Source organism: Deltaproteobacteria bacterium (assembly GCA_029860075.1).
Lineage (GTDB): Bacteria > Desulfobacterota > JADFVX01 > JADFVX01 > JADFVX01 > JAOUBX01.
Genome location: JAOUBX010000007.1, coordinates 36576 through 61818 on the forward strand (window position 1 = coordinate 36576; position 25243 = coordinate 61818).

The 25243-nt window shown below is 45.7% G+C and carries 22 protein-coding genes; 16 read left to right on the forward strand and 6 right to left on the reverse strand.

Annotation, left to right across the window (positions count from 1 at the left end):
• Positions 1–5: 5 nt before the first annotated feature.
• Both OEV42_03655 and OEV42_03660 read left to right on the forward strand, forming a co-directional pair.
• A complete protein-coding gene (locus OEV42_03655; protein MDH3973355.1) occupies positions 6–2705 on the forward strand; it encodes a CoA-binding protein in 2700 nt (899 codons plus the stop codon).
• A 283-nt stretch (positions 2706–2988) separates the two neighbouring features.
• Complete coding sequence (locus OEV42_03660) at positions 2989–3528, forward strand: hypothetical protein (protein ID MDH3973356.1); 540 nt, start codon at positions 2989–2991, stop codon at positions 3526–3528.
• Here the strand turns inward: OEV42_03660 and OEV42_03665 are convergent.
• A complete protein-coding gene (locus OEV42_03665) occupies positions 3517–4713 on the reverse strand; it encodes a phospholipase D-like domain-containing protein (GenBank protein MDH3973357.1) in 1197 nt (398 codons plus the stop codon). The genes OEV42_03660 and OEV42_03665 overlap by 12 nt on opposite strands.
• A gap of 334 nt (positions 4714–5047) precedes the next feature.
• On the opposite strand from OEV42_03665, the gene OEV42_03670 reads away from it, so the two are divergent.
• The 4 genes from OEV42_03670 to OEV42_03685 all read left to right on the forward strand — a co-directional run bounded on the left by OEV42_03670 (position 5048) and on the right by OEV42_03685 (position 7913).
• Positions 5048–5398, forward strand: a complete 351-nt coding sequence (locus OEV42_03670; protein MDH3973358.1) for a phasin family protein — start codon at positions 5048–5050, stop codon at positions 5396–5398.
• Positions 5399–5545: 147 nt separating this feature from the next.
• On the forward strand, positions 5546–6418 hold the full coding sequence (gene dapA, locus OEV42_03675) for a 4-hydroxy-tetrahydrodipicolinate synthase (GenBank protein ID MDH3973359.1): 873 nt from the start codon (positions 5546–5548) through the stop codon (positions 6416–6418).
• Between the two features lie 14 nt (positions 6419–6432).
• Positions 6433–6951: a YqhA family protein gene (locus OEV42_03680; GenBank protein ID MDH3973360.1), complete on the forward strand. Its 519-nt coding sequence runs from the start codon at positions 6433–6435 to the stop codon at positions 6949–6951.
• Positions 6951–7913 (forward strand): calcium/sodium antiporter, encoded by a 963-nt coding sequence (locus tag OEV42_03685; GenBank protein MDH3973361.1) that lies wholly within the window; start codon positions 6951–6953, stop codon positions 7911–7913. Before OEV42_03680 ends, OEV42_03685 begins: the two co-directional genes overlap by 1 nt.
• Before the next feature lie 118 nt (positions 7914–8031).
• Here OEV42_03685 and OEV42_03690 read toward each other — a convergent pair whose 3' ends face one another.
• Complete coding sequence (locus OEV42_03690; GenBank protein ID MDH3973362.1) at positions 8032–9195, reverse strand: ATP-binding protein; 1164 nt, start codon at positions 9193–9195, stop codon at positions 8032–8034.
• 487 nt (positions 9196–9682) lie between these two features.
• Between OEV42_03690 and OEV42_03695 the strand changes: the two genes are divergently transcribed.
• From OEV42_03695 to OEV42_03715, 5 genes are all read left to right on the forward strand, one after another.
• A complete protein-coding gene (locus OEV42_03695; GenBank protein ID MDH3973363.1) occupies positions 9683–10264 on the forward strand; it encodes a nucleotidyltransferase family protein in 582 nt (193 codons plus the stop codon).
• The gene (locus OEV42_03700) at positions 10245–10460 is read left to right on the forward strand and encodes a hypothetical protein (GenBank protein ID MDH3973364.1); all 216 of its coding nucleotides are present in this window, start codon (positions 10245–10247) and stop codon (positions 10458–10460) included. The genes OEV42_03695 and OEV42_03700 overlap by 20 nt, the downstream gene beginning before the upstream one ends.
• Positions 10461–11567: 1107 nt before the next feature.
• A complete protein-coding gene (locus OEV42_03705) occupies positions 11568–14657 on the forward strand; it encodes a zinc dependent phospholipase C family protein (protein ID MDH3973365.1) in 3090 nt (1029 codons plus the stop codon).
• Positions 14658–14688: 31 nt separating this feature from the next.
• A complete protein-coding gene (locus tag OEV42_03710) occupies positions 14689–15321 on the forward strand; it encodes a hypothetical protein (GenBank protein MDH3973366.1) in 633 nt (210 codons plus the stop codon).
• Between the two features lie 48 nt (positions 15322–15369).
• Positions 15370–15828, forward strand: coding sequence for a hypothetical protein (locus OEV42_03715; protein MDH3973367.1), 459 nt, complete (start codon positions 15370–15372; stop codon positions 15826–15828).
• Positions 15829–16306: 478 nt separating this feature from the next.
• Here OEV42_03715 and OEV42_03720 read toward each other — a convergent pair whose 3' ends face one another.
• Positions 16307–17257: a hypothetical protein gene (locus OEV42_03720; GenBank protein MDH3973368.1), complete on the reverse strand. Its 951-nt coding sequence runs from the start codon at positions 17255–17257 to the stop codon at positions 16307–16309.
• A gap of 2 nt (positions 17258–17259) precedes the next feature.
• A complete protein-coding gene (locus OEV42_03725) occupies positions 17260–17835 on the reverse strand; it encodes a D-sedoheptulose 7-phosphate isomerase (protein ID MDH3973369.1) in 576 nt (191 codons plus the stop codon).
• A gap of 140 nt (positions 17836–17975) precedes the next feature.
• On the opposite strand from OEV42_03725, the gene trxA reads away from it, so the two are divergent.
• Positions 17976–18302, forward strand: coding sequence for a thioredoxin (trxA, locus tag OEV42_03730; protein ID MDH3973370.1), 327 nt, complete (start codon positions 17976–17978; stop codon positions 18300–18302).
• A 71-nt stretch (positions 18303–18373) separates the two neighbouring features.
• On the opposite strand, the gene OEV42_03735 is transcribed toward trxA, so the two are convergent.
• Positions 18374–19408, reverse strand: a complete 1035-nt coding sequence (locus tag OEV42_03735; GenBank protein MDH3973371.1) for a rod shape-determining protein — start codon at positions 19406–19408, stop codon at positions 18374–18376.
• Positions 19409–19653: 245 nt separating this feature from the next.
• Between OEV42_03735 and OEV42_03740 the strand changes: the two genes are divergently transcribed.
• Positions 19654–21549: a SurA N-terminal domain-containing protein gene (locus OEV42_03740; GenBank protein MDH3973372.1), complete on the forward strand. Its 1896-nt coding sequence runs from the start codon at positions 19654–19656 to the stop codon at positions 21547–21549.
• A gap of 106 nt (positions 21550–21655) precedes the next feature.
• Here OEV42_03740 and OEV42_03745 read toward each other — a convergent pair whose 3' ends face one another.
• The gene (locus OEV42_03745; GenBank protein MDH3973373.1) at positions 21656–22570 is read right to left on the reverse strand and encodes a ketopantoate reductase family protein; all 915 of its coding nucleotides are present in this window, start codon (positions 22568–22570) and stop codon (positions 21656–21658) included.
• 310 nt (positions 22571–22880) lie between these two features.
• Between OEV42_03745 and OEV42_03750 the strand changes: the two genes are divergently transcribed.
• Genes OEV42_03750 through thpR form a run of 3 tightly spaced genes read left to right on the forward strand, consistent with a single transcriptional unit; the run spans position 22881 to position 25231 of the window.
• Entirely contained in the window at positions 22881–23372 is a 492-nt protein-coding gene (locus OEV42_03750) for a phosphatidylglycerophosphatase A (GenBank protein ID MDH3973374.1), read from the forward strand.
• Positions 23366–24628 (forward strand): nicotinamide-nucleotide amidohydrolase family protein, encoded by a 1263-nt coding sequence (locus OEV42_03755; GenBank protein MDH3973375.1) that lies wholly within the window; start codon positions 23366–23368, stop codon positions 24626–24628. The genes OEV42_03750 and OEV42_03755 overlap by 7 nt, the downstream gene beginning before the upstream one ends.
• 12 nt (positions 24629–24640) lie before the next feature.
• Entirely contained in the window at positions 24641–25231 is a 591-nt protein-coding gene (gene thpR / locus OEV42_03760; GenBank protein ID MDH3973376.1) for an RNA 2',3'-cyclic phosphodiesterase, read from the forward strand.
• Positions 25232–25243 lie beyond the last annotated feature (12 nt).

The window sequence follows — 25243 nt, forward strand, 5'->3', positions numbered from 1 at the left end:
GAGCGATGCATAAAGAAGGTGTAAAAGGATTCCCTTACTACGTAGGGGTTGACTCGCTTAGCGAGATAGCGACAAAAGATGACCGCGTTTGCGTATTAAATATTGTTGGTGGCGAGAGCAGGACCGTAACGCCTGTCAGCCATATTTATTCGGGCGGCAATATCGTTTTCGGTACCAGCCCCGGACGCTCGGGGCAGAAGCTGAAAACTTCCATTGGTGATATTCCTGTTTACAACTCGGTTAAAGAAGGACTGGCGGCAGGCCACAAGTTCAATACGGCTGTTATCTATCTTCCACCTTCCGGTGTAAGAGACGGCGTTGCCGAGGTTGTCAGGAAAAATCCCGATCTTAAGAAGGTAATCATTCTTACTGAAAAGGTATCTGTCAGGGATTCAAGAATTGTAAGAGCTATTTGCCAGACTAACGGCGTTGACGTTTTCGGTGGTAACTGCCTCGGTGTGGCCGATTCCTGGAATCATGTAAGGATCGGTGGCGCTCTCGGCGGTAACGCCCCTGAAGAATCTCTCCTCAAGGGTTCCGTGGCCCTCTTCTCCAACTCGGGTAACTTTACGACGACTATCGCCGTTTATCTCGGTACGGAAGGATGGGGAACGACGACTTCCATCTCATCCGGTAAGGATGTTTATATCCAGTACGGCCCGAAAGAATTTACACATGCATTCCATAATGATGACCGTTCAAAGGCGGCCGTTATGTACGCCGAGCCCGGTGGATATTACGAGCATGGCCTCAAGTTCGACAAGCCCGTTGTCGCCTGTGTTGTTGGACGCTGGAAGGCGAAGCTGACCAAGGCCTGCGGACATGCCGGTTCTCTTGCCGGGTCCGGTGATAACGCCATGGCTAAAGAGCAGTGGTTCATGGACTACTTCGATTGCGATGATATTTACACACCGGAAAAGCCTGTATTCACAAAGAAGGGCGCTGTTGTTACAAACATTGCTCACATTCCTGAAGCTCTTTCAAAGGTTATGGAAGCCAACGGCATCAAGCCTGACTTCGAGCCGACAGGTGACCTTTCTCTCAAATGCTGGATGGGTAACAACCAGGGCCTCAACCTTCCTGAAGAACTCGATGTGCCTGTTGTTACGGCAATGGAGCCCTACGATGAGCAGATTGAAGCCATTGACAAGCAGGTTGGTGCTCAGTTCCCGAGACAGGCCATGAAGGACACTTCAGGCGCATCCATGATGGATCCCAAGACGCAGGTTACCAAGGTCCACAAGGTTTCCATCCTCGATTGTTCCAAGAAAAATCTTGAGGAAAACCTCGTATTCTCTCTCATGAAGGAATACCCTGAAGAGAGAGCAACAAAGCTTGCTAACCTCGCTTTTAATACCTACGTTAATATGAATGGTGATGTTGCACTTGCTGCAGCTGATGCATCAAGAGAAGCGGAGAACTCGCCAAATACGGTTCTTGCTTCTGCTATTTCTATTATCGGTAAAGGCCGTGCCAAAAAGGCCACTGCCGCTATCGATCTTATGACGGAGCTTTTCCAGCATGATAAAGTAGAAGATCCTTTTGCCGGTGACGGCGCTGCCAGGGCGGGCGCTCTTTCTGCCGATCAGAAGGCGGTATTAACTGACGGTGAAGATGGTTCCAAATTCCTGGAAAGCGCAAAATCACTTGGTGGTGATTCCATGTTCATCCAACTCCTCGATGCAGCGACAGGCGGCAAGCCTTCACAAGACGCCGTACTTGGCGCTATCTGGGCGACTGTTGGCTGGAGCGGTCTCATGAGGAAGAAAATTTCCAAACTTACCATGGGCGAACTCCCCTGGTATTCGCTTGTATTCAGCGCATTTGTCGGTGCTTCCGTTCCTGCTGCCAAGCATACGGCTGACAGCTTCTGCGGTGTGAAGAGTGATGAGATCATTGATGGCTGGAGCTTTACGGAAACGGCCTTCCTTGCTCTTATCGGTAAAAAGCCGAATAAAGCGGAGCTCTTCGAGTTCAGCGTTCTTCTCGGTCTTATCATCTCCAACGGTCCGGGAACAATCTCTGCCCAGGGCGCTAAAGGCGCCGTCAGTGCAGACGGCCCGCAGGACCCACTGAGAGTCCAGATCAACAAAGCCTTCGTTGGAATGCTCACGCACACCGGTTTTGCCCATGGCGGTAACGGTTACGAGGCGGTTGCCTTCCTTATCGACCTCTTCAAGAGCAGTGGTCTCAAGGACCCTGCCGATAAGGGACACGGTATCGACCTCAAGGCGATTGCAACTAAATACTCCAGGGACTACGCCGACTACAAGAAGCGTGAGAAAGCGGCAGGAAACATCGATTACGCCAAGGTGCCCTGTATTAACCACCCTGTCTTCAAAGGCAAGGATGTTAACTACGACCCAAGAGAGCAATTCGTCTCAGGGCTCTTTAACGACAAGGGGATTTACAACGTATTCCTCGATTTCTACCACAATATAGTTCAGTCCATGTTTGAGACAAAGGTAACGAAGAACGTTTACTGTGTTAATGTAGACGCTGTTATTGCTGTCATCCTTCTCAAGATGGTCTGGGGCCTCTACAACGACGGCAAGATAAGTGACGCTGAAGTTGAAAGCGCTGGTTTCACGACCTTCCTCTTCGGCAGGATGATCGGTACGGCCATCGAAGCGGACGATCACCAGAACAGGGGCAGGAATATGGATACAAGAACTGCGGCAAGCAAGTGCAGCTATGTAGGGTAAGTATCTGAATTATAGATTGACTGAAAAGGCCCTCCCCGATTCGGGAGGGCCTTTTTTTTGATTCTTCCCTCCTGCAACAAACAAAATTATCCTTCTCTAAATGATAGTAGCTTTTAACCGGAAAGTTGCAATTTCTTATTAAATATGATTTAGTTTAAATCAAAATCTTTGCATGGCTGGCTGACGATGCGAAAAAAATACTTAAAGGGGAACAATGATTAAAGCAATGCGAATATTGGTTCTAATGCTCCTGGCTTCATTAGTTGCGACAGGATGTTCGACGATGGATGTTGCTCCCGAGCGCGGCATGGACCAAAATGGTAATCCCGTTTTCAATTCAATTCAGATATATGAGCAATCGAATGAAGAATACGATCTAGTCGCCGGTTACTATACAATTGGTGGCAATATCGCCAATCCCGAATCATCCGTTTTTGTATCGATCGATCCTACAATTGCCGAAATAATGGACTTCGCAACGGGGAGACCTTCCTATTTTTTCGTTGTACACAAGCGTCGGATCACGAAAGCACTTCTTTCATTGAACCCGATCAATGGTGGACGCGGCTATAATTACACACTGGTGGACGCCGAAACCGGCACTGCAGAAAGGGCACCTTCAAAATTGCGTGGCAGCTTGACAGAGCACAGGTACAAAGAATTGACTGGTGCGTTGACTGGTCCTGAGAAAGACACGATTGAATTCAAGGCAGACGAGGCTGTCGGCGTCCCCGTGAATGGCGTATATTACCTGGTGCTTCCTTTTGAAGATGTATTGAATGAAGTGACAGGTATTATTGAAGAGCGGATGTTAATCCAATAACTCTCTCTTCGATTTTTTCAAAACCTTCACTCTTTCCGTATAGATGAAATATTCACTCCAGACCATGACCTGTTCCCAGAAATATTCGATGATTCGTTGAGACCAGGGGCGTTTGACCCATGATGTTAGATCAATTTGGGTGCAATTCTGAAAATCATCGTTAAACATTTCCATAACCTGATGGGCAAAGTCATTATCCCTTACTTCCTGGTTTGCTTCCATGTTCCAGCGAAGACTCCACCGGTCGAGATTGGTAGACCCTATGGAGACCCAGTTGTCACAAAGCATGACTTTCGAGTGGAGAAAAGAGGGTTCATATTCATAGATTTTTACACCGCTTTTCAGCAGTTTGAAATAATAGGTTTGGCTTATTCTTCTTACCGACGGGTGATCCGTGCGGCTGCCCGGTAAAATGATCCTCACATCGATGCCTTTTCTGGCAGCCTTTGCCAGTGTGCGCCTGATCTTCCAGGTAGGAATGAAATAGGCCGTCATGATCCAGACCCTTTTTTTTGAAGTTCTTACGCGGCTTATTAGAGACCTGATGGTGGCATGTCTTTTTCTGCGATCAAAAAAGGCCACCTTCCCCTGCATTATTCCTGCCGTGCCGTGGTTCTTTGCCGGGGAGAGGGATGCTTCCCTTTTGCTCCACCTTTTCCAGAGGTTCAGAAAGGACCTTGCCCAGTCTTTTGTTACGGGTCCTCTGATCTGGACCATTGTTTCCCGCCAATATGTGCTTTTGCCGTCGTTGGCGCTGAATTCGTCGGTCAGGCCGGCGCCTCCCGTAAAGGCTGTTTTACCATCGATGACGAGAAGTTTCCTGTGATTCCTGTGAAGATTAAAGCGCCACTTCCAGTAGCGAAGGGGATTAAAAAAAGCCATTTCTATTTTGCTTTTATTAATCCTTTGCCGGTCCGCATGTCCAAGTTTCCAGGAGCCGAAATCATCGATGAGGAGGTAGACTTTAACGCCCCTTTCAGCGGCCTTAACAAGTTCATTGATAAAGCGCGTGGTTATATCCCCCGATTCCATAAGATACATTTCAAGGAGAATGTATTCCCTTGCCTCCCTGACGGCATCGAGCATTGCCGTAAAAAAAACAGGGCCGTTAACTAAAAGGCTGAAGTGGTTGCCTTCTTTCCAGGGGCTTCCTCTTCTGATTAGGCTTGCTTTTTTTTTCTTCATTTTTATCTTTCGGGAAAAAAGGTGAAATGTGTTCAATTTAGTTCAAGTTATGTGACAAGTCTATTAAATTTTAGCATAGTTTAAAAAAAGGGTTTTGTGGCTATTCATGTCTCCCCCTTTATCAAAGGGGGAATAAGGGGGATTTTCTAATTGCGGTAATTACAAATCCCCCCTCACCCCCCTTTACGAAAGGGGGGAATGGAATATGCTTATGTTTTGTACGCTTTTTCATAGAGTTTCAAGCAGTTCCGACGCTTTACAATTGCATTTGAGGGCGTTTCAGATTATGATATGTCACTGTCTTGAACAGTCAAAGCGTTTAATGGAGGGGATTATGCTGGACCTAATCAAGAAAAGTCTGGAGGCTGCCATCGGAGGTATCTCCAGCACGCAGGAAAAGATGAAAGAGCTTGCCGATGAGCTTGTTGTCAAAGGGCACCTTACAAAGAAGGAGGGTGTTGATCTTCTTGAGGAGCTAAAAGAGACGGTAAAGGAGAGTCATAAGAAACTTTCAGCCATTATTGAAGATCAGGTAAGAAAAATCATGAAAGAGATGGGTGTTGCCACCCGGGCTGATGTAAAGGCTTTGACGGGCAGGATTGATAAGCTCGAAAAAGAGCTTGCAAAAAGTAAGAAAAAAAGCGCCCCTGAAAAGCCTGCAAAGGCGAAAACGAAAAAAAACTGAAAAAGTCGGAAACCTGACAGGGGACAGGTCATCTTAAAACCTGTCTCTTTTATTACGCAGCATTCTTCCCCCTCTTGCAAGGGGGATTCTTTTTCCTGTCACTTTTACCGGAAAAAAGAGTATTAAAGATATTAAGGAGAGTAAAAAATGTTTGAAGGTGCATTTTCGGCGCTGGTTACACCCTTTAAGGATAATCAGGTCGATGAAGAAGCCTTAAGGGGAATTATCGGTTTTCAGATATCGAAAGGGATAAACGGGCTGGTCCCTTGCGGGACGACAGGTGAGTCGGCAACGCTTACCTATGAAGAGCATAAAAAAGTGATCGAGATTACCGTCGATGCGGCAGATGGCCGTGTTCCCGTCATTGCCGGCGCCGGGTCTAATTCGACGGCTGAAACGATAGACCTGGCAGCCCATGCAAAAAAAGCGGGCGCCCATGGGGCCTTGCTTATTACACCTTATTATAATAAACCGACACAGGAGGGGCTTTATCTTCATTATAAAAGCGTTGCTCAAGCCGTTGATTTGCCGCTTGTTCTTTATAACGTGCCGGGCAGGACCTGTGTCAACATGCTTCCCGAAACGTCAGCAAAGCTTTCAGCCATAGAAAACATCGTCGGTATCAAGGAGGCAACGGCTGATATGGAGCAGATCAGCTGGCTGAAAAAACTTTGCCGTGATCAGTTTTCCATTCTCTCCGGTGATGACGCCACAGTGCTCCCCATGATGACTCTTGGCGGCCGTGGTGTAATTTCCGTCGTTTCCAACGTGGTTCCCGGAGAGATGGCCGCCCTTTGCCGGGCCTGCCTCGATGGTGACAGGGATAAGGCGCTGGACATTCATTACCGGTTGCTGCCGCTTACCAGGGCGCTTTTTAGTGAAACCAATCCTATTCCCGTTAAAGAAGCGATTCATATGATGGGGCTCATGAGTGATGAGGTGAGGCTTCCCCTGACGAGGTTGCCCGAAGATAAGAGGCCTGCCTTGTCAGCAGTACTAAAAGAACTTGATGTTATTTAAGAGGGTTTATTAAAGTGGAAAAAATGTTTGAATCTATGCTCTGGAACAGCCGTTATCTGGTATTGCTTGCTGTTATTGCCAGTCTGCTTACGTCGGTTCTTCTCTTTTTTATGGCCTTTTTTAATGTAGGCTATCTGTTGATGAATTCCGTCGCATACATTGGAGATTTCCTTTCCGGAGAGATAACAAAGGAGATGAAGTATGCCTTTCATGCCGATATGGTGGGGCAGATTATCAGTTCCATTGATGATTTTTTGCTCGGTACGGTGCTGCTCATCTTTTCGCTGGGGCTTTATGAACTTTTCATCAGCAAGATAGACCAGGCGGAAGAGGGGAACCAGATCCTGCTCATTAGGAACCTCGATGATCTGAAAAACAGGCTTGCCAAGGTCATACTTATGATCCTCATTGTGACCTTTTTCAAGAATGTTATCCAGATTAATTACCATGAGCCGCTCAATATTCTTTATCTTGCCGCGGGAATCCTCATGGTTGCCCTGGCGCTTTACTTTTCTCACAAACAGGAGCATTAATGCCCATATCGCTTGCGCTCCTTGTCGTCGGATTCGCTCTGCTGGCCAAAGGTGGAGATTTTCTTGTCGATGGCGCTTCCTCCATTGCCAAGCATTTTAAGGTCTCCGAGCTGGTCATCGGCCTTACTATTGTCTCGCTGGGTACTTCCGCGCCGGAACTGCTCGTCAACATTATTGCTTCTGTGGGCGGCAGTTCAGGCATTGCTCTTGGGAACGTTTTCGGCAGTAACATTTGTAATACATTACTCATCCTCGGTGTGGCTGCCGTCATTGCACCCATTTCGGTACAGCGGGGTACCGTTTGGAAAGAGATCCCCTTTTCACTCTTTATTACCTTCGTGCTGGGTCTGCTTTTAAACGATACTTTTTTCGGCAATTCAGGCGCAGACCGTCTGTCCAGGGGGGATGGCTTCGTGCTTCTCGTTCTTTTCGGGCTTTTTATGTACTACGTTTTTACAATCAGCAGCAGTGATGAAGCGGGCGGAGAGGATGGCGAGATTGCCGATATGGGGCTTGGCAAGTCTTCTGTTTTTATTGTTCTGGGACTGGTTGGTCTTGTGGCGGGAGGTAAGCTGGTTGTCACAGGCGCCGTTGATATTGCAAGGACTTTCGGAGTCAGTGAGGCCCTTATCGGACTGACTATTGTTGCTATCGGAACGTCACTGCCGGAACTCTTCGCTTCGGCCATGGCTGCCTATCGCGGCAAGTCCGATATTGCCATAGGCAACGTAGTCGGATCGAATATTTTTAACGTTCTTTTCGTTCTCGGCATCAGTTCCGTTATCAAGACCATTCCCTATCCCTCCTTATTAAATGCAGACCTCGCTCTTGTTGTCCTGTCCATTTTTTTTGTTTTTGCTTTCATGTTTTCAGGCAGGAAGCACCGCCTGGAAAGATGGGAGGGCGCGTTGCTTGTATTTACCTATTTCGCCTACATGGTTTATCTTGGCATAAGGGAATAGTAGAAGCTCTCCCGGCATTTGCTTGTCATTCCCGATTTAGTCGGGAACCCATAAAACCTAAAAGATTATTTTAGACGGGATTAGCATGATTTACGGGATAAAGATGAAAAATGAAATGTCAGGGTAATATTTTGCCAATTGCCTGCCAGGGGATGACTTCAACGCCTGTACGAAGCTGGGTTTCTTTTCCTCCGTAAACAATTCTTGCCGGACCAGCTGTTTCACCCGCGAAAACAAGCCACTTGTCAATACCTTTAAAGTAGTCACGAGTAATGGTTTGCCCGGATTTTATTTCAAGGGGCTCCAGCTTTTCACCTTTCTCCATAATCAGATCGATCTCGTTGCCCGTACTGTCCCGCCAGAAGCACAAATTTGATGCAAGCCCCCGGTTGTATCTGCTTTTCAGCAATTGGGAAATAACAAACCCTTCGAAAAGTGCACCCCTCATGGAATGGATGGAAAACTGTTCTGCATTCTGAATGCCCAGCAAATAAGCTGCCAGGCCTGTGTCATGAAAGTAGAGTTTTGGCGATTTTACAAGCCGTTTACCGAAGTTTTTGTGGTGGGGCGTTAGAAGAAAGACGATATAGCTGGCTTCCAGGATTGATATCCAGGCCTTTGCCGTATTGTGTGTAATACCGCAATCATTGGCAAGTGACGAGAGATTGAGAAGCTGTCCGTTTCTGGCGGCACACATTTTCAAAAAGCGCTGAAAAGTTGTCAGGTCTCTTACGTTAACCATTTGACGCACGTCACGTTCCAGGTAGGTAAGTATGTAATTTGCATGCCATGTTGGTGGTTTTACATCCCTGTCATAGAGCGGGGGATAAAGGCCGGAAAATAGAAGACTGTCGAGAGAGGTTGTCTTCCTGCCTGCTTCCTGGAGTTCACTCAAGGCAAAAGGGAGCAGGTGTACAAAGCCTGCGCGTCCGGCAAGGCTCTGAGTAATGCGGGAAAGAAGGCCGAATTGTTGTGATCCTGTAAGTATGAAGAGTCCGCATCGCTTGTCTTTGTCGACAGTTCCCTGAATGTAGGAAAAAAGTTCCGGACAATTCTGTACCTCGTCGAGAACGGCGCCATCAGGATAGCTTGCAAGAAATCCCCGGGGATCAGTAGTGGCATATTCTCTTTGATCGAGTTCCTCCAGCGAAACATAGGGTTTGTCGCTGAAGAAATCCCGGACGAGCGTTGTTTTCCCCGATTGTCTGGGCCCTGTCACGGTCACAACGGGAAATCCCCGGGAAAGTGAGGCTAATGTATGGGCAGCCTGGCGCTTAATCATAATTTTGATTTTAGCACTTTTTTGCAAATTGTCAATGCAATTTACAATTTGCAAGAGCTTCTGATTGCAAATGTACACTGTCTGATATTATGGCTGAGCTTTACTTTAAGCAAAAAGTAGAACAGGGTTTAAAAGACATTGAAGAAGGCAAGGTTTTAAGCCATGAAGATAGTAAAAGCTTAAATATTTTAAAATCATAATAGTTCTGTGAAGATCAGTGTCGGAGAAACATCTTCAATGTTTTCAAACCTGTTGATCCTGTCAAAAGAAAAAAGATTTAAGGCTTGTTTTTAGACGGGATTAACGGGATTGACGGGATTGACGGGATTGACGGGATAAGGTCAAAGTCGTAGTGAGAATATTAGACACAGATTATTTATGACTGGCTTATGATTTTTACTGAAGGTATTACCTTGGTGTACTATAAGCTCTATCCCTTTTAATCATTCCTGTTGGCATCTCTCCCCATCTCTGGTATAAAAAGTGTATGAAAAAGAAGGAAATCCTTGAACTGATAAAAAAGACTGCCTCTCCTTTGAAGAGGCAGCTGCTTATGGTTTCTCTAATTAGTGCTCTCCTTGAAAAGAGAGGAAAAGTTCCACCCATTCTTATCGGTGGTTGCGCACTTTCTTATTATTCAAGAGAGGTCTATTTTACTGCTGACATTGATCTCGCCTGTAGCGACAGAGAAAGTCTCAATCAGGTCCTCATGGATTTGGGATTTCAAAAAGAAGGGCGCTACTGGTTTAATGATGATCTGGCTATTGCTGTTGAAGCGCCTGCCGGTATACTTGTCGATGAAGACGCTCCTCTGGAAGTAGTCGAGTTTGAAGAAGGTTTAAGTTGTCAAATACTGGGTATGGAAGATCTTCTTATTGACAGGATGAATGCTTGCAAACACTGGAAATCGGAATCTGATTGTGAAATGGTTGAATTGCTTGTAACCCGCTATAAAGAGATTCTTGACTGGGATTACCTGAAAAAGAAGGCATCCAGACCGGAAAATGATATCTATGAAGAATTGTTGGAAATGAAAAGGAAAGTAAACGATGAAAATCAGGAAAACTAAATATGAAGAGGTTTCTCCACTTGAGTTTCTTGCATTACGGGAAAAACTCAATATAGGCAGATACAAAAAAGAACGAAGCCGTGATGACGCAAAAAAGAAGCTTCTTCGTGAACTTGCCTTAAAAAAAATGGATGAAATAGAAAAAGATGATTATATTCTTGTAGGCGAGAGGAAGAGGCGACTCAAGATAGATTGAGGATCTTTTTAGTAAGAATCAGGGTAAATATTAATTGAAATCAGACACAGATTAACACTGATTTCTTTATGATTTGTACTGAAGATAAGAAGGTTTTAATCATATATTATCTGTAAAAATCAGTGTCCGGAAAATATTTTAGAATTTGAAATCCGGTAAATCCTGTTGATCCCGTCAAAAGAAAAAGATTTAAAAGCTTGTTTTTAGACGGGATTGACGGGATTGACGGGATAATGTCAAAGTCGTAGTGAGAATATTAAACACAGATTATTTATGATTGGTTTATGATTTTTACTGAAAAATGGTAGGTTTTTATCTTTAAAATCAGACTTTATCAGTGAAGATCAGTGTCCAGAAAAATGTTTTAGGTCTTGAAATCCAGTGAATCCTGTAAATCCCGTCAAAAGAAAAAAAGGTTTAAAGCTTGTTTTACACGGGACAGGCGGGATAGCCGGGGTAAAATCAGTATCAAAAAAAGATTTCCCTCCAGACTCTCCTCGGAGTCCTCTGCGCTAAATAAACTCCCACAGCTTCTATCCCTTCTTCCGTTCCCAAACTCTTGCAAAACAAATCCCCTTTGTTTTGAACAATATTGCTCTGTCTGACTATGAAAAAACTGAGCGTTCAAAAAAAGATATAGTTTGTATTTTATAATAATATCAGTGTGTTGCGGCTTGTAGCGTTACAATAGTGCTGTATGTGGCGCATTTATTTTATTGACAGATAATGAGAAAATATGTACTTCTATCATCGTTTATTTTTTCCTGTATTTTTTATATTCTTGGAAGTTTAAGGCCATTTTAATGGAAAATATAGGAATACGACGAAATACAGAACTTTCCGGCCAGATATACCTCACTTGATCAAAAAAGATTGATAGCGTTTTGCGGGATCAACGGCATGGAACAACAAATAGGGGAATATCGATAATGGTTAAGTTATTAAAAAATGGGAAAGTTGTCGGGACGGCAGTTGGTCGGAAAGTATTGCCGCAGTAAGCAATGCGCTTAAAAAACAGTGCAGGCCCAGTTGGGTGTTTTGGCATGATGTGTGCCGGGCAAGTATGAATTTTTCATAATGAATATTAAAAAATGGGAGGGAAAACGTATGAATCGTATCTGGAGCAAAGTTATTGTATATAGCTCCTTTCTTATGCTATTTAGCTCACAAGCGCAGGCATTTAAGGTTGATACCCATGTTTGGGTAGGGCAACAGGTCATCAATGACCTGGAAGATGACGGGAAGCTAACATTTAAATTTTTAAATCAATCATCAGTTGAAATAGCCGTAAACAGCGATATTACCAATGCTATTTTAAGTAACAAGTCTGACTTTTTGATGGGGAATATCGGTCCTGACGCTGTTCCTGATGTGGTAGCCGGTCAGATAGCCGTTCATCCCGGCGATACGGATTGGAAAACTAACGGTTGGCTAAATTATTTATTAGGCCGTACTTCCTATAGTGATGATGCCAAGGCCTTTGTTTACGGCTATCTCGGGCATGCCGCAGCCGATGTTTTTTCTCATACTTACGTCAACCAGTATGCAGGGGGCACTTTCCTTCTGACTGATGGAGAAATCCTGGTTGAAGAAAGGCATTTTATCCTGGAGGGCTTTATCAGCAAGCATCTTCCCCCTCTGAAAGACCACACAGGGGCAGATTTAGGTTCGCCATGGAGCCAGATAACACTTGATGACAACTTCGCCACCTTTGCCAGAGATGCCCTGATCTTTAATGACGAGGTTCAAGGTCAATACTGGCAGAATTCCACCGCCCCTCATCTAGCCGCTTACTACGATTACAGAAAGGCTATCCATGATCTCGCTGAAGATCCTATCTGGCATGAAATCGATATGCTGGCCGTGATGATTGTAGGTTATTTCTTCGATATCTCTATTTCTCCTGATGAAGCTGACAAGATTGTTAATGAGGCCCAGCCGATTATCGACACCTTTAATGGGACCATTCCTGATAATCTTCAGCAACTGGATCAGGCTTTATTTGATTTGTCCATGAAGTATGAGGGTAAGGGATTTGCGGCACTTGAACATGCCAATGCCGAGTTGGCCAGATTGGAAAATGATCTTCTGGCAAAAAAACAGGAATTGGATAATAAATTAGTAGAGCTTGCTCTTTTAACTATACCTGAATGTTGCGCTGAGGTTTGTGGTCCGTTTGGCATAGCGTGCGTAGATGTTTGTGAGCCAACTTGCATGGTTTTGCGAGGCCAAATAATTAATCAAATAAATGCACTAAATGATTTTATACACACTCTTGAAAATCAATTATTAGGTATAGAAGACGATTATCATGATGCTGTCAGAGCTGTCAGAGATAATGCTATTATTGCCGCCACTGCTGGTCTGAACATAAAAAATGCCATTATAGATCTCTTGCAGATCCCCTATGCCGATGCATCACCCATTCAAGCAACTTTAAGGTACTGGCGGGATGATGTTGACAAGGCCATGCTTGAATACGTTAAAGCGACGGGACAGACCATGCTTAATACAATGGATCCCAATGCAAGCGCCCTTGAACCGATCACCAATTGGTTCGATTGTTATCACAAGGGGATTATCGGTATACCCACCGCCATCTCCGGCTGTGAGTTCAAGGATTCAGTAGCAGAACTTAAAAATGCACTTGTCAATATAATTTCCATCATTGAAGAGTACTCAACTATGAAAAACGTACTTGGCACTCCCGGTTATACGGAACTAAAGAATCTCGAGCAACAAGTTGTAGATCTGTTTGTGGATGAGCTAAAAGAAGAAGCCGGTGAGCAGCTTTTAAGTATGCTACCCGAAGAGGTAGAGGACATTATTGAACTGATTGATGCAGACCCAAATGATGCGACCTTAAACCTGTATTTCACCAAGCCGGAATCTGGGTCTTACAAAGGACTTGTCATGATTCCTGATATGGCTGAGAGGGTAAAAGCTGAAATGTACTTGAAAGATGGAAAGTTTGATCCTGAAAGGTATGCCGTTGCCTATAATGCCATTGTGCTTGCCAAGCTTGCTCTGCTAGACAAGACTCAGTTAAACGAGTTGGCCACTCAGGCAGGGGTCGATTTGGATGAGTTCGGTGGAAACCTGTTTGATGAGGTAGACAACGCCGTTGCTGTTGCGTTTGAAAACATCGATGCTGATCATCAATGGATGGAAGATCCACCGCCAGTACCGAATACACTGGGACTGCCCTTTGAAACAGCAACTTCATTTGTCTCAGAAACCGGATTTTTGCTCTGGAAAGACAAGGAGAGAGCAAGAGACAAAATGTTCCGTTCTCTTTTCATCGGCCCTCTGTCTCCAGGTATTGATGCACCCAATGAAATAGGAAAGGCCCCTGTTATCAGCAGCGATTATCCCTATAAGCCTTGTTTTGCCCATCCTTATCCCGATGATATTTATGATACGACTTGTACTGACATGATGAGTTTTCCTGTTGTCGTCGTTACGGATGGTGTGGGCCAGGTAACAAGTGCTGATGGCATGATAAGCTGCGGGAGCGATTGTGAGGAATCTTATACTGTTAACACAGTTGTTACCCTGACGGCTACACCTGGAGTTCACTACGATTTTACTGGGTGGGAAGGTGGTGGTTGCGCTGGTGTTACACCATGTACTGTAACCATTGATAAATATCAGCTTGTAAGAGCGAACTTTACCAAAAAGATTTATAATTTAATGATCTCGAAAACAGGATCCGGTACCGGTACTATTTCAAGTGCATCTATCGGGATAAATTGTGGGGAGAATTGTTCCTATGGCTATGAAGCGGAAAACTCGGTAACTCTTACGGCTAAACCAGACATTTGTTGTGAGTTTAGAGGTTGGAATGTTGCTGGCTGCGGCGGACTTGATTGCAGCATCTCAATGAATTCTCCTTTGACAGTATCGGCTGAATTTCAACCTGCAACAGATCTGGTTCGCATCAAAGAGACTCTAATGCCTTTCAACTCGATTCAGGCAGCCTATGAATACGCTCATAATGCTGGAATGACTACTGTTACGATTCAGAGTAAAGCTGTTGAGTTTGCTGAGACTGTTGATCTGCGCTGGCCCATTTCAGTGACATTGGAGGGTGGATATAACTGGAATTATACGGTTGCAGATAATGTAACTATATTGAACGGTGATATAAACGTTAGTAATGGCAGCGCAAATATCGCGAGCTTTGTTCTGCAATAAAAAAAATATCTAAAGGAAAAGAGAGGTAAAAATGAAAAAAACAATATTGGGTTTATTCGGTTGTATATTGTTAATTGGTGTCTCGGTTTATGCCGCTGGTGATCTTTTTTTAACGGGGAACCTGATTGTTGAAAATGGTAATATTGGTGTAGGAACAACCACTCCACAAGCCAGGTTGGATGTTAAAGGCACTATTTCCGGTTTTGGTGTTGTACCTATAGGATCAGTCACCGCCTGGCATAAATCCTTTGAAAATACACCGGTGCTGCCCGATGGCTGGGTGGAATGTAATGGACAGGTACTTGATGATGCAGCTTCGCCTTATAACGGTCAAACAATTCCCAATCTGAATCTAACCAACCAGAGTGACTCGCTCAATGGATATACCAATGGTGCTTTTTTAAGGGGGGGGGAAACTTCCGGTACAGTTCAGACTGCTACTTCCCATGTAAATGTTTTCGGGCATCCATCAGGTTCATACAGAATGACTTATACTCCCAAAGTTGAGACACCTTTCGGCCCTCCAGGAAATGACAAAACGCTAACAACAGGTTGGATTGATGCCAATTGGCAGGGTACAAGTTGGGGAACTGGTGATTTGGTTACTACTTATGCATCCCGACCGGTTAATATGTCGGTTGTATGGATAATGCGAGTGAAATGATTAACTGTTTTCATGAAAATCTTTGGTTTTAGCAGAAAGAGGTAAAAAGTGAAAAAATATATAAAAATAAAAACTGGTATTTTAGGTATTGTATTGTTGCTCATTGGTACCGGATTGTATGCAGCTGATCTGACAGTAACCGGTGCTGTAAAAACGCCTACAATTTGTGATGAAAATGGGAATAACTGTAAAGCAGTATCGAGTATTACCTCACAATTGTTTGGTAATAGAATAGAGAAAACACTTGGAACATACTTGGCTGAGACTGACGGTTTTTTGCATGGATACGTTATAAGTATGGGAACGATAGCTAATAATCTTCTTATATACACCGATTCAAATCCTGATCCGACTAGTTTAATAATTAGAGCAGGTAAGGAAACCACATCAATTCCTATTTGGAACTATGTGCCCTTTATGGTGCCGATTAAAAAAGGAGATTATTATAAAATAGTCTCTGAAAACTCAGTTGTTGCAAGTATTTATTGGATGCCTATAGGAAATTAATTGGGTTTGTCAAGTAATCGTTAAAAGGGTGAGCAGTGCTCATCCTTTTTATTTGAATTAAAATCCGGTTGATCCAGTCAAAAGAAAAAGATTTATTCTTAGACGGGATTAACAGGATTGACAGGATAAGAGCAAAAGAAATAATCGGACACAGATTTATTATGATTATTTAAAAAAGACAAGTTCTTACATATTTACAATCATATTTTGATCAGTGAATATCAGTGTCGGAAAAAAGTTTTAAGGGTTTTAAAAATCCGGTAGATCCTGTAAATCCTGTCAAAAGAAAAAAATTAAAAGACTGTTTTTAGATGGGATCAACGGGATTTACAGGATAAAAAAGCTAAATTTCTTTCTTCGTGAAACCTTCGTGCCCTTGGTGGATAAAGATTGATGCAGAACTTGACTTAATTCCTTCTGGATTCCCGATCTGGCCGGGAATGACAGATTATAAACAATCAGTGTCTAATTATTTTTTTTACTCTTTCCCCAACTCCTCCATCACTGCCGAAAAGAGCAGCGGCAACATAATCTCATGATGCCCCGTGAGAGCATAACCCTTTCCACCGTCCTGTGTGGGGCGCTTTACCACATTGGTGAGGGGCCGGTAGTGCTGCATAAAGTCCATGTTAACGGTAGAGAAGTTTTTCACCTCGTGCCCCAGGTTTCTGACCAGTGTAAGGGCCTTTAAAAAGACTTCCGGCAGGAGGACGGCTGAGCCTACGTTAAGATAAATGCCGCCGTCGAGCCTGGAAATGACTGACGAAAAAAGCCTGAAATCGGTGTAGCTCCCTTGGCCTATCGCTGCGCCGTCGGCATGGGGGTGCATGTGGATGATATCTGTTCCTACGGCCACGTGGATGGTGACAGGCACGTTCAGTCGTGCTCCGGCGGCAAGGATACTCTTGCCGGCATGAGGGAGCTTTTCCCTGTTGATCATCTCGCCCACGCTTTGGCCGATGCCGATGCCCTTCTTTACACCTTCCTTGATGGCAACATTCAGCATTCTGCCTGTCTCCTCGGCCATGCCGAAAGTGCCGCCGTCTATTTCAGCGGCTACGTCTTCAGAAGTTTGTCCCGTATAGGCCAGTTCGAAGTCGTGGACAATGCCGGCGCCGTTCATGGCAATGGAATTGATAATGCCTTTCTCCATGAAATCAATAATCATTGGACCGAGGCCAACCTTGATGACATGGGCGCCCATAGCGAGGGCAATCACTTTTTCTTCCCTGTGGGCCCAGGCCGTTTTTGCGGCAATTTCCTTCAGGTCTCCTGCTGCAAGAATTTGAGGTAATCCTTCCAGGAAAGCGGCAAAGGAATTTCCACTTTTTACAGGATGGCCCAGGTCGTCAACGGATACCTTGCTTTTTCTCCCTTTTATGGAATAGGTTTTTACCTTATCCAGTTCAATTGGCTTAAAATCTTTCATCATTATTTTACCCCGAAAATAATCTGGTCTACCAGATCGCAGATGGCGTGGCCTATGGTAATGTGGACCTCCTGTATTCTTGCCGTTGCTTCCGATTCCACATTAAGGAGAACGTCGACAGCTTCGGCTATCTTGCCGCCATTCTTGCCTGTAAAAGCGACGGTTTTCACTCCTGTGGCGCGGGCTGCTTCCAGGCCCTTGAGCACGTTTGGTGAATTGCCGCTCGTGCTTATTCCAATGGCTATGTCTCCCTTTCCTGCCAGAGCCTTTACCTGCTTGGAAAAGATTTCTGAAAAATCGTAATCATTACCGATGCTTGTAATAATAGAACTGTCTGTCGTCAGGGCAATGGCCGGCAGTGGTGGCCTTTCTATGCGGAACCGGTTGACGAATTCGGCAGCCAGGTGCTGGGCGTCTGCCGCACTTCCTCCATTGCCGAAAAGGAGCAGCTTGTTGCCGTTTTTGAATGCATGCGCAATGGAGACGGCCATATCAACAATTGCATTGACATTCTTTTCTGCAAAACTTTTCTTCAGTTCGGCGCTCTCTTCAAATATTGCTAAAACCTTGCCTTCCATTATTATCTCCCTTTTTCAGGTTTTGCTGTTTTCTTGGTTGCGAAACATTCAATAGTAAATCAGGTTTTCCGCAGTAAAATAACTTGCATTTTATAAGTCCCTAAACTATGATTAGTATCAAAAAAGACAAGGAGGAAATTATGGGCGAAAATACCCTTACCCTTTCTGATGACGGTTTTGAGGCGGAGGTTCTCTCCTCCGATGTTCCTGTTCTTGTAGACTTCTGGGCTACCTGGTGCGGGCCATGCAAGGCGATTGCACCGATTATTGAAGAGATAGCTACAGAGTACAGCGGCCAGGTAAAGGTAGGAAAGCTGAATGTGGATGAAAATCCAAAGACGCCGGGTAAATATGGTGTTAGAGGCATTCCGACCCTCATACTCTTCAAGGGTGGAGAAGTTGTCGACCAGGTTGTCGGCGCTGTTCCCAAGTCACAGCTTGATGAGCTTGTGAAAAAAGCCATTTAAAGCGTTGCCATTTCCAAAAAGCCGGGCCATATGGCCCGGCTTTTTTATTGGTCTATTTAAAAGTCAGGGGCTTAAGCGTTTACCCTGATCTCCTTAAGCAGCGACAACTCATCAAGCGCTTTCCCCGAACCGACGACAACACAGGAGAGGGGATCATCCGCAATGGTCACAGGCAGTCCCGTTTCCCTTCTTAAAAGCTCGTCAAGCCCGTTTAGAAGCGCTCCTCCCCCGGCAAGCACTATCCCCTTGTCGACGATTTCCGCTGCCAGCTCAGGGGGTGTTCTTTCAAGGGCGATCCTTACTGCCTCGACGATAGCGTTTGTAGGCTCGCTCATGGCTTCCTTGATCTCATCGGAGGTGATTTCCAGGGTCTTGGGAATTCCCGCAACGAGGTCTCTGCCCTTGATTTCCAGTATCTTCGTTTCGCTTTTTGGATGAACGGTGCCGATATTCATTTTGATTAGTTCTGCCGTCTGCTCCCCCACAAGAAGATTGTATTTTCGTTTTATATACTGGACGATAGCTTCGTCCAGCTTGTCACCGCCGACCCTTACCGACTTGCTGTAAACAATGCCGGAGAGGGATATGACGGCAACTTCCGTTGTTCCGCCCCCGATGTCTACGATCATGTTGCCCGAAGGTTCCGTAATGGGAAGGCCCGCCCCGATGGCCGCAGCCATGGGTTCTTCTATGAGATAAACTTCCCTTGCGCCTGCAAATTCGGCAGATTCCCTGACGGCCCTTTGCTCTACCTGCGTGATTCCTGAAGGCACGCATATGATGATTCTCGGCCTTACCAGGGTTTTCCTGTTGTGCACTTTCTGAATAAAGTACCTGAGCATGGCCTCCGTTATTTCAAAGTCGGCAATAACGCCGTCTTTCATGGGACGGATTGCAACGATGCTTCCCGGTGTTCTTCCGAGCATTTTTTTCGCTTCATTGCCGACGGCGAGCACTTTCTTGAATCCCTGTGTGTCTTTATGTACTGCCACCACAGAAGGCTCGCTGCTTACGATGCCCTTCCCCTTGACGTATATAAGTGTGTTTGCTGTTCCCAAATCGATGGCAAGATCCCTGGAGAACAGTCCCAGGAATTTATTAATCAACATTTCTTTCTCCTTTCAAACAGAGCGGATTTAAATCGGAAATGCTATCAGATAAAATATCCAAGATCAAGAGAAAACAGTTCCACCGTAGAAATAATACTTGTTTTTTAACCCCTCCCTGTTTTACTATGGGCGGTAATTTTTTCTGAAAAAATATAATCCCGGAAAGGGCGGTTGGATCATGGTTTCCGGCGCAATCGCTTCATTCCGGGATAATAACGATAAGTATAAAGGAGTGGTATTTCATGTTAGGTTTAATGCGCAGACATTCACGTTCAATTTTTATCAAACTAATCTATGTGGGGCTCATATTAAGCTTTGTTGTCTGGGGGATTGGTACTTACCAGAGCAGGGACAGCTTCATTGCAGCCAGGGTGGATGGTGAAGAAATCAGCATGTCGGAATACCAGCGGACCTTTGATAACATGCTCAACTCTTTAAAGGAGAATATGAAGGAAAACTTTAAGGAGGAGATGATCGAGGCCTTTAATCTCAAAAAGCAGGCAATGGACTCGCTTATTAACAACATCCTCCTCCGGAAGGAGGCAAAAAGGCTGAGCCTTCGCGCTGAGGATAACGAAATTCAGGGCAGGATAGACTCATACCCCGCTTTTCAGAAGGATGGCCGCTTTGATAAGGCAACTTACCGCCTGGTGCTCAAGAATAACCGGCTCAAACCTGCTGATTTTGAGGAAGAGCAGAGACGACTGATCCTCATGTGGAAAGCGGAAAGCGCCATAAAGAACAGCGCTGCAGTTACCGATGATGAGGTGCTAGCTTCGTTTGTGGAGCAAAAAGAGACGGTCAGCCTGGATTACATCAAGGTTTCTCCGGATAAATTCAAGGGCCGGGTTAAGCCTTCATCTGCCGAGGTGCAGGAATACTTTGCCGCCAATATGGGCGAATTTACTATCCCTGAAAGGGTAAAAATGGGCTATGCCCTTTTCAAGCCCGAAGATTTTGTCAAGAAGATCAAGCTTACTCCCGAAGAATATGAGGACTATTATAACAGCTATATCGATGATTTTACTATTCCGGGAGAAGTTCGGGCGAGCCATATTCTGCTTAAGTTCAATGACAACCGTGAAGAGGCGAAAGCGAAAGCCGGGGAGTTGCTTGAAGGGATTAAAGGCGGGGAAGATTTTGCGGCGCTGGCTGCGGAGCATTCGGAAGATCCCTTATCTGCCGGCAAAGGCGGCGATCTGGGTTTCTTTGGTCCCGGGGATATGGTTAAGGACTTTGAAGAGGCCGCTTATGCCCTGGAGAAGGGCGCTGTTAGTGAGGTTGTGGAAAGTGTCTATGGTTATCATATTATAAAGGTAACCGATATTAAGGAGGAGAAGGTTACTCCTCTTGCCGAGGTTAAGGGGAAGATCAGGAAGGTGCTTGAATCAGAAATATCGAGGGAGCTTGCCGAGAGCATGGCCGAAGATATTTATTATGAAGCCCTGAGAGGGAAAAACCTGGAAGAACTGGTCAAGGAAGAAAAGATTCCTTTCAAGACAACCGGTTTCTTTAATCTGGATAATATTCCCGCACAATTTGATCCTCTTAGAGAGGTTGTCTTGTCGGCCAATGCGGAAGCGCCGGGATGGGTGAGCAGACCCAGAGAGGCTGAGGGGAAGTTTTACATTCTTACCCTTATAAATAAAGAAGCGCCGAGAGAGCCCAGGCTCGAGGAAGTAAAAGCCGCCGTCACGGCGGCGGTAAAAGAGAAAAAGGCAAGAGAGGTGGCCGCTGCCCTGGGAGAAAAGCTCCTGGAAGGGATCAAAAAAGGGTTAGACCTTAAAAAGACCGCTTCAAATAACGGTCTGAAACTGGAATCGACAGATCATTTCAGCAGGGTAGCCCATTCCATCCCGGGAATTGGCGTGTCGCAGGAAATAGTAGTGGATGTGTTTCAGTTGAGCAGTGAAAAGTCCATTTCTGAAAAAACCTACAACGTTGGAAACAATATTTTTGTTGTGGGCCTTAAAGAGAAGAAGGATGCTGATCCCGCGGAATATGAAAAAGAGAGAGAGAGCTTTCGTTCCAGACTTCTTGAGCAGAGAAGAGACGAGGTATTCAGGCGCTGGCTCGATGAGGCGAGGAAAAATGCCGACATCATTTATAACGAAGATTTGGCAGACCTGAAAGGGTAAGGTGAATCGGGAAGCTTAATCTCTGTTAAAGAGGGATTTTAATCGGGAAAGGCCGTGAAACCGATGAATTACACTATAAATATATGCCCCCTTGCTGTTTCCGGGCTTAAAAACCTCTCTTTTTGTTTATGGCCCTGACCATGCTGTAGAGGGTGTCGTTTACCGGTGTTTCTCTTTTGAGTTCTTTTCCCCTTTTTGATACTGCGCCATTTAACGCTTCTATCTCCATTCGCCGGCCCTTTTCCATGTCCATGAGCATGGAAGTCTTTATCTCACCCTGTTTTTCCGTGTGGGCAATTGTTTTTTGGGGAAGGTCACGGGAAACGGCAATGCCGAGGCCCTGTGCCAGGTCAACAACTTCTTCCATCGCTTTTTGGACAACCTCTCTTGTCGACTTGTCTGACAGTATATTACTGACGGCGCATCCCGTCAGGGCGGTAATGGCATTAAAACCGCAGTTCCATACCATTTTCTGCCACATTACCTTTTTGATGTCCTCTGAAAGTCTTGCCTCTATGCCGCAGGACTGGAATGTCCGGCAGACCTTTTCTCCTCTTTCAGAGAGGCCGCCCTCGATTTCGCCGAAGGTTATGCTCCCGGCAGCGCTGTGAACGATGAGTCCAGGCTCTTCCATGCGGGAGCCTATGAAGGCAACGCCTGCCATCACCTTTTCCATGCCCAGAATTTGTCCCAGCTGCTCTTCATTATCTACACCGTTTTGGAGGGAAATAATTATTGTTTCAGTTCCAACCATGGGTGCAATGAACTGAGCCACCTCCTTTGTGTCGAAGGACTTGACACAGAAAAGGATAAGGTCACAAATTCCTGTTTCGGAAGGATTGTCGCCCGCCTTGACGTTAATATGAAAATCACCCTTATAGCTTTTTACCCTGAGACCCTCTGTTTTTAAAGCTTCCAGGTGTTTTCCCCTGCCGAGAAAGGTAACATCCATACCTCCACGGGCAAGCAGACCTCCATAGTAAGCGCCTACACCGCCGGGGCCTGCCACTGCAATTTTCATTGTTTGACTCCCTTCCTTATTACCCATTTTTATGGAGGGTAAATTATAACCTTGTTCTCCCTTTTGTCAATACCGTAAGAGACCGGCTTTTTTGCCTGATGCGAGGGTGTTCGGGGGCTAGAATCTTCTTGACAGTAAGGGGATTTATTACTACTATTTCGGTGGAGGTTAGTACTCCTTCAAGGTGATAAATTGGGGCTCAGAGCTTCACAAGTCAGTCAAGGCAAGGCGCGGTCCGATGAGAATGGTTTGCCCTTTTCAAGGACTGCAACGCAGCATTGGCCAACTGAACTCTAATTTATCACCTTGAATGAGTACTAGGCAAATCAAAGAGAAAACATTCTCCGATCATGTTGTTCTTTTTATTGCAACGGGAGGGTATAGCGGTTACTTTCCCTTTGCCCCCGGGACGGCAGGGACGGTTGCCGCCATTCCTGTTTACCTCCTCTTTGCCATGCCCGGTCACATCCTTTACCTGCTCCTTTTCGCAATACTTCTTCCTCTGTCATTCTGGGCCTCGGGCCGTGCCGAGAAGATTTTCGGAGCAAAAGACAGCGGCATGATCGTTATTGATGAAATTGCCGGTTATCTTGTGACCATGTTTATGGTCCCTGCGGGGTGGCAGTATGTGGTTGCCGGTTTTTTTCTTTTCCGGTTCTTTGATATCAGTAAAATTTACCCCGCCGGGTCCATGGAAAAGATCGGCGGTGGTGTGGGTGTTGTTATGGATGATATCGTTGCCGGTGTTTACGCCAACCTCTCCCTTTGGTTGCTTATCTATGTGGGTGCTCTCCCGTGGTAGACAAGCGAAAGGTGGCGCCTTCAGCTGAGGTTATCGTTGTGGGAAATAACCTTGTTTTAAACCATCTCGGTGATGCGGCCAGGAAATATGTTGCATCGGGGCTGGTCAAGGCAGGGTTCAGGGTAGAAAGGTTCTCTCTCATCGGGGATGATGAAAAGGCCCTGGAAGAATTGCTGTCAAAGGGCCTTGAAACTCCTGATGCCGATGTTCTTATTGTTGTGGGAGGTATTGGGAAGGAGTCTGGCGACATTGCCTCCAGGGCTGCCGCCAGGGTGACGGGAAGGAGGCTGGTCGTTTCCAACGATATTCTGGGGCATATGAGGTCGGCACTTGAATCAAGAGGGAGAGAGATGTCTCCTTCCGATGAAAGGCTTGCCCTTATTCCGCAAAAAGCGCAGGTACTGAAAAATCCGGTAGGCCCTGTTTGTGGATTTATGCTGAAAGAGGGCAGGAAAAAACTTTTTTTTATTCCCGGCAGGTCCGGTTATATTCAGGCTATTTCATCGGAAAGTCTCTTTCCTCTTTTAGCTGAAGAGGCTCCCGGTAAGGGGCTTGCCTTTAACCGCCTCTTTCATACTTTCGGCCTTAAAGAAGAGAGAATGAAGGCGCTCCTTGCCCAGGCAATACCGCCTGTTGAGGGTGTGGAGATCACTTATAGCCATGCTCTTGAAGAGACGGCCGTCAGCCTTTCTGCCACAGGGGCAAAGGGAGAGAAGAGGCTGGAGAAGCTGACGTCCATCGTGAGAGAATCGCTCGGTGACTGGATCTTTGCAGAAGAAGGCGGAACGATGGAAGAGACGGTGGGAAACCTGCTCAGGCTTAAAAGGGCGAGCCTCGCGACGGCAGAGTCCTGTACCGGTGGAGGAATCGGGAACCGCATTACCAACGTATCGGGCAGTTCCGACTATTTCGAGATGGGTGTTATTGCTTATTCAAATGAGGCAAAAACCAAACTTCTCGGTCTTCAGCCTTCCCTTATTGAAAAGAAGGGCGCCGTCAGTTCGGAAGTTGCCCTTCTCATGGCGCAGGGAGTGCGCCGGCTCGGCAGGGCGACCTTCGGGCTTGCCGTCACAGGTCTTGCCGGGCCACGGGGCGGAAACAGGAAAAAACCGGTAGGGACCGTTTTTATTGCTTTTGCATGGGAAGAGGGGAGTTGTTTCGAAAAGTATAATTTTGAGGGAAGCAGGGAAGAAATTAAAAAACTGACTTCCCAGGCGGCCCTCGATTTTTTGAGAAGAGAACTTGTAAAGCGATAGCAGGTCTTGCCTATGAAAAGGAAGGAAGAAGATGAGATCAGGAGTTTTATTGCCCTCGATCTTTCACCCTCGAACCTTCTGGGCATAAAAAGACTTCAGGAAGGGTTGAAGCAAAGATCAGCAGGTGTAAGATGGTTAAAGACCGAGTCTATTCATCTTACGCTCAAGTTTTTGGGGAATATAAATGAGGAAAAAGTGGAGGCCCTCTGTGCTGCGCTAGGCGCTTTACGTGAAAGCCATAGCTTTTTTCATCTTTCACCTTCCCGGGTAGGCGCATTTCCCCGGCTTGACCGACCAAGGGTAATCTGGCTCGGTGTGGAAGGGGACCTTGACGCGCTCCATAGTCTCTGGCGGGACGTGGAAGCCGGCTGTTTTATGGCCGGTTTTGAGAAAGAGAAGCGGCCCTTTTCGCCCCACCTGACGCTGGGGCGGGTGAAGGATTTTAAGAAGGCGGCGGGCCTTGACAAGGCTTTGGAAGGAATGGGCTCCTTTGCTTTTGAACCTTTCAGAATTGATGCAGTTCATCTTTACAGGAGTGAATTAAGGCCTGAGGGCGCTCACTATACAAAAATAAAATCTTTTCCCCTCAAGGGGGGAGAGTAAGAGGAGGATAAA

Bases quoted from the DNA above. Each gene is read 5' to 3' on its own strand.
- OEV42_03740 (MDH3973372.1), top strand. From the start codon at position 19,654: ATGTTAGGTTTAATGCGCAGACATTCACGTTCAATTTTTATCAAACTA.
- OEV42_03685 (MDH3973361.1), top strand. From the start codon at position 6,951: ATGCCCATATCGCTTGCGCTCCTTGTCGTCGGATTCGCTCTGCTGGCC.
- OEV42_03745 (MDH3973373.1), bottom strand. From the start codon at position 22,570: ATGAAAATTGCAGTGGCAGGCCCCGGCGGTGTAGGCGCTTACTATGGA.
- dapA (MDH3973359.1), top strand. From the start codon at position 5,546: ATGTTTGAAGGTGCATTTTCGGCGCTGGTTACACCCTTTAAGGATAAT.
- OEV42_03695 (MDH3973363.1), top strand. From the start codon at position 9,683: ATGAAAAAGAAGGAAATCCTTGAACTGATAAAAAAGACTGCCTCTCCT.
- OEV42_03720 (MDH3973368.1), bottom strand. From the start codon at position 17,257: ATGAAAGATTTTAAGCCAATTGAACTGGATAAGGTAAAAACCTATTCC.
- OEV42_03660 (MDH3973356.1), top strand. From the start codon at position 2,989: ATGGATGTTGCTCCCGAGCGCGGCATGGACCAAAATGGTAATCCCGTT.
- OEV42_03700 (MDH3973364.1), top strand. From the start codon at position 10,245: ATGAAAATCAGGAAAACTAAATATGAAGAGGTTTCTCCACTTGAGTTT.
- OEV42_03665 (MDH3973357.1), bottom strand. From the start codon at position 4,713: ATGAAGAAAAAAAAAGCAAGCCTAATCAGAAGAGGAAGCCCCTGGAAA.
- thpR (MDH3973376.1), top strand. From the start codon at position 24,641: ATGAAAAGGAAGGAAGAAGATGAGATCAGGAGTTTTATTGCCCTCGAT.
- OEV42_03710 (MDH3973366.1), top strand. From the start codon at position 14,689: ATGAAAAAAACAATATTGGGTTTATTCGGTTGTATATTGTTAATTGGT.
- OEV42_03725 (MDH3973369.1), bottom strand. From the start codon at position 17,835: ATGGAAGGCAAGGTTTTAGCAATATTTGAAGAGAGCGCCGAACTGAAG.
- OEV42_03655 (MDH3973355.1), top strand. From the start codon at position 6: ATGCATAAAGAAGGTGTAAAAGGATTCCCTTACTACGTAGGGGTTGAC.
- OEV42_03670 (MDH3973358.1), top strand. From the start codon at position 5,048: ATGCTGGACCTAATCAAGAAAAGTCTGGAGGCTGCCATCGGAGGTATC.
- OEV42_03705 (MDH3973365.1), top strand. From the start codon at position 11,568: ATGAATCGTATCTGGAGCAAAGTTATTGTATATAGCTCCTTTCTTATG.
- trxA (MDH3973370.1), top strand. From the start codon at position 17,976: ATGGGCGAAAATACCCTTACCCTTTCTGATGACGGTTTTGAGGCGGAG.
- OEV42_03690 (MDH3973362.1), bottom strand. From the start codon at position 9,195: ATGATTAAGCGCCAGGCTGCCCATACATTAGCCTCACTTTCCCGGGGA.
- OEV42_03750 (MDH3973374.1), top strand. From the start codon at position 22,881: ATGAGTACTAGGCAAATCAAAGAGAAAACATTCTCCGATCATGTTGTT.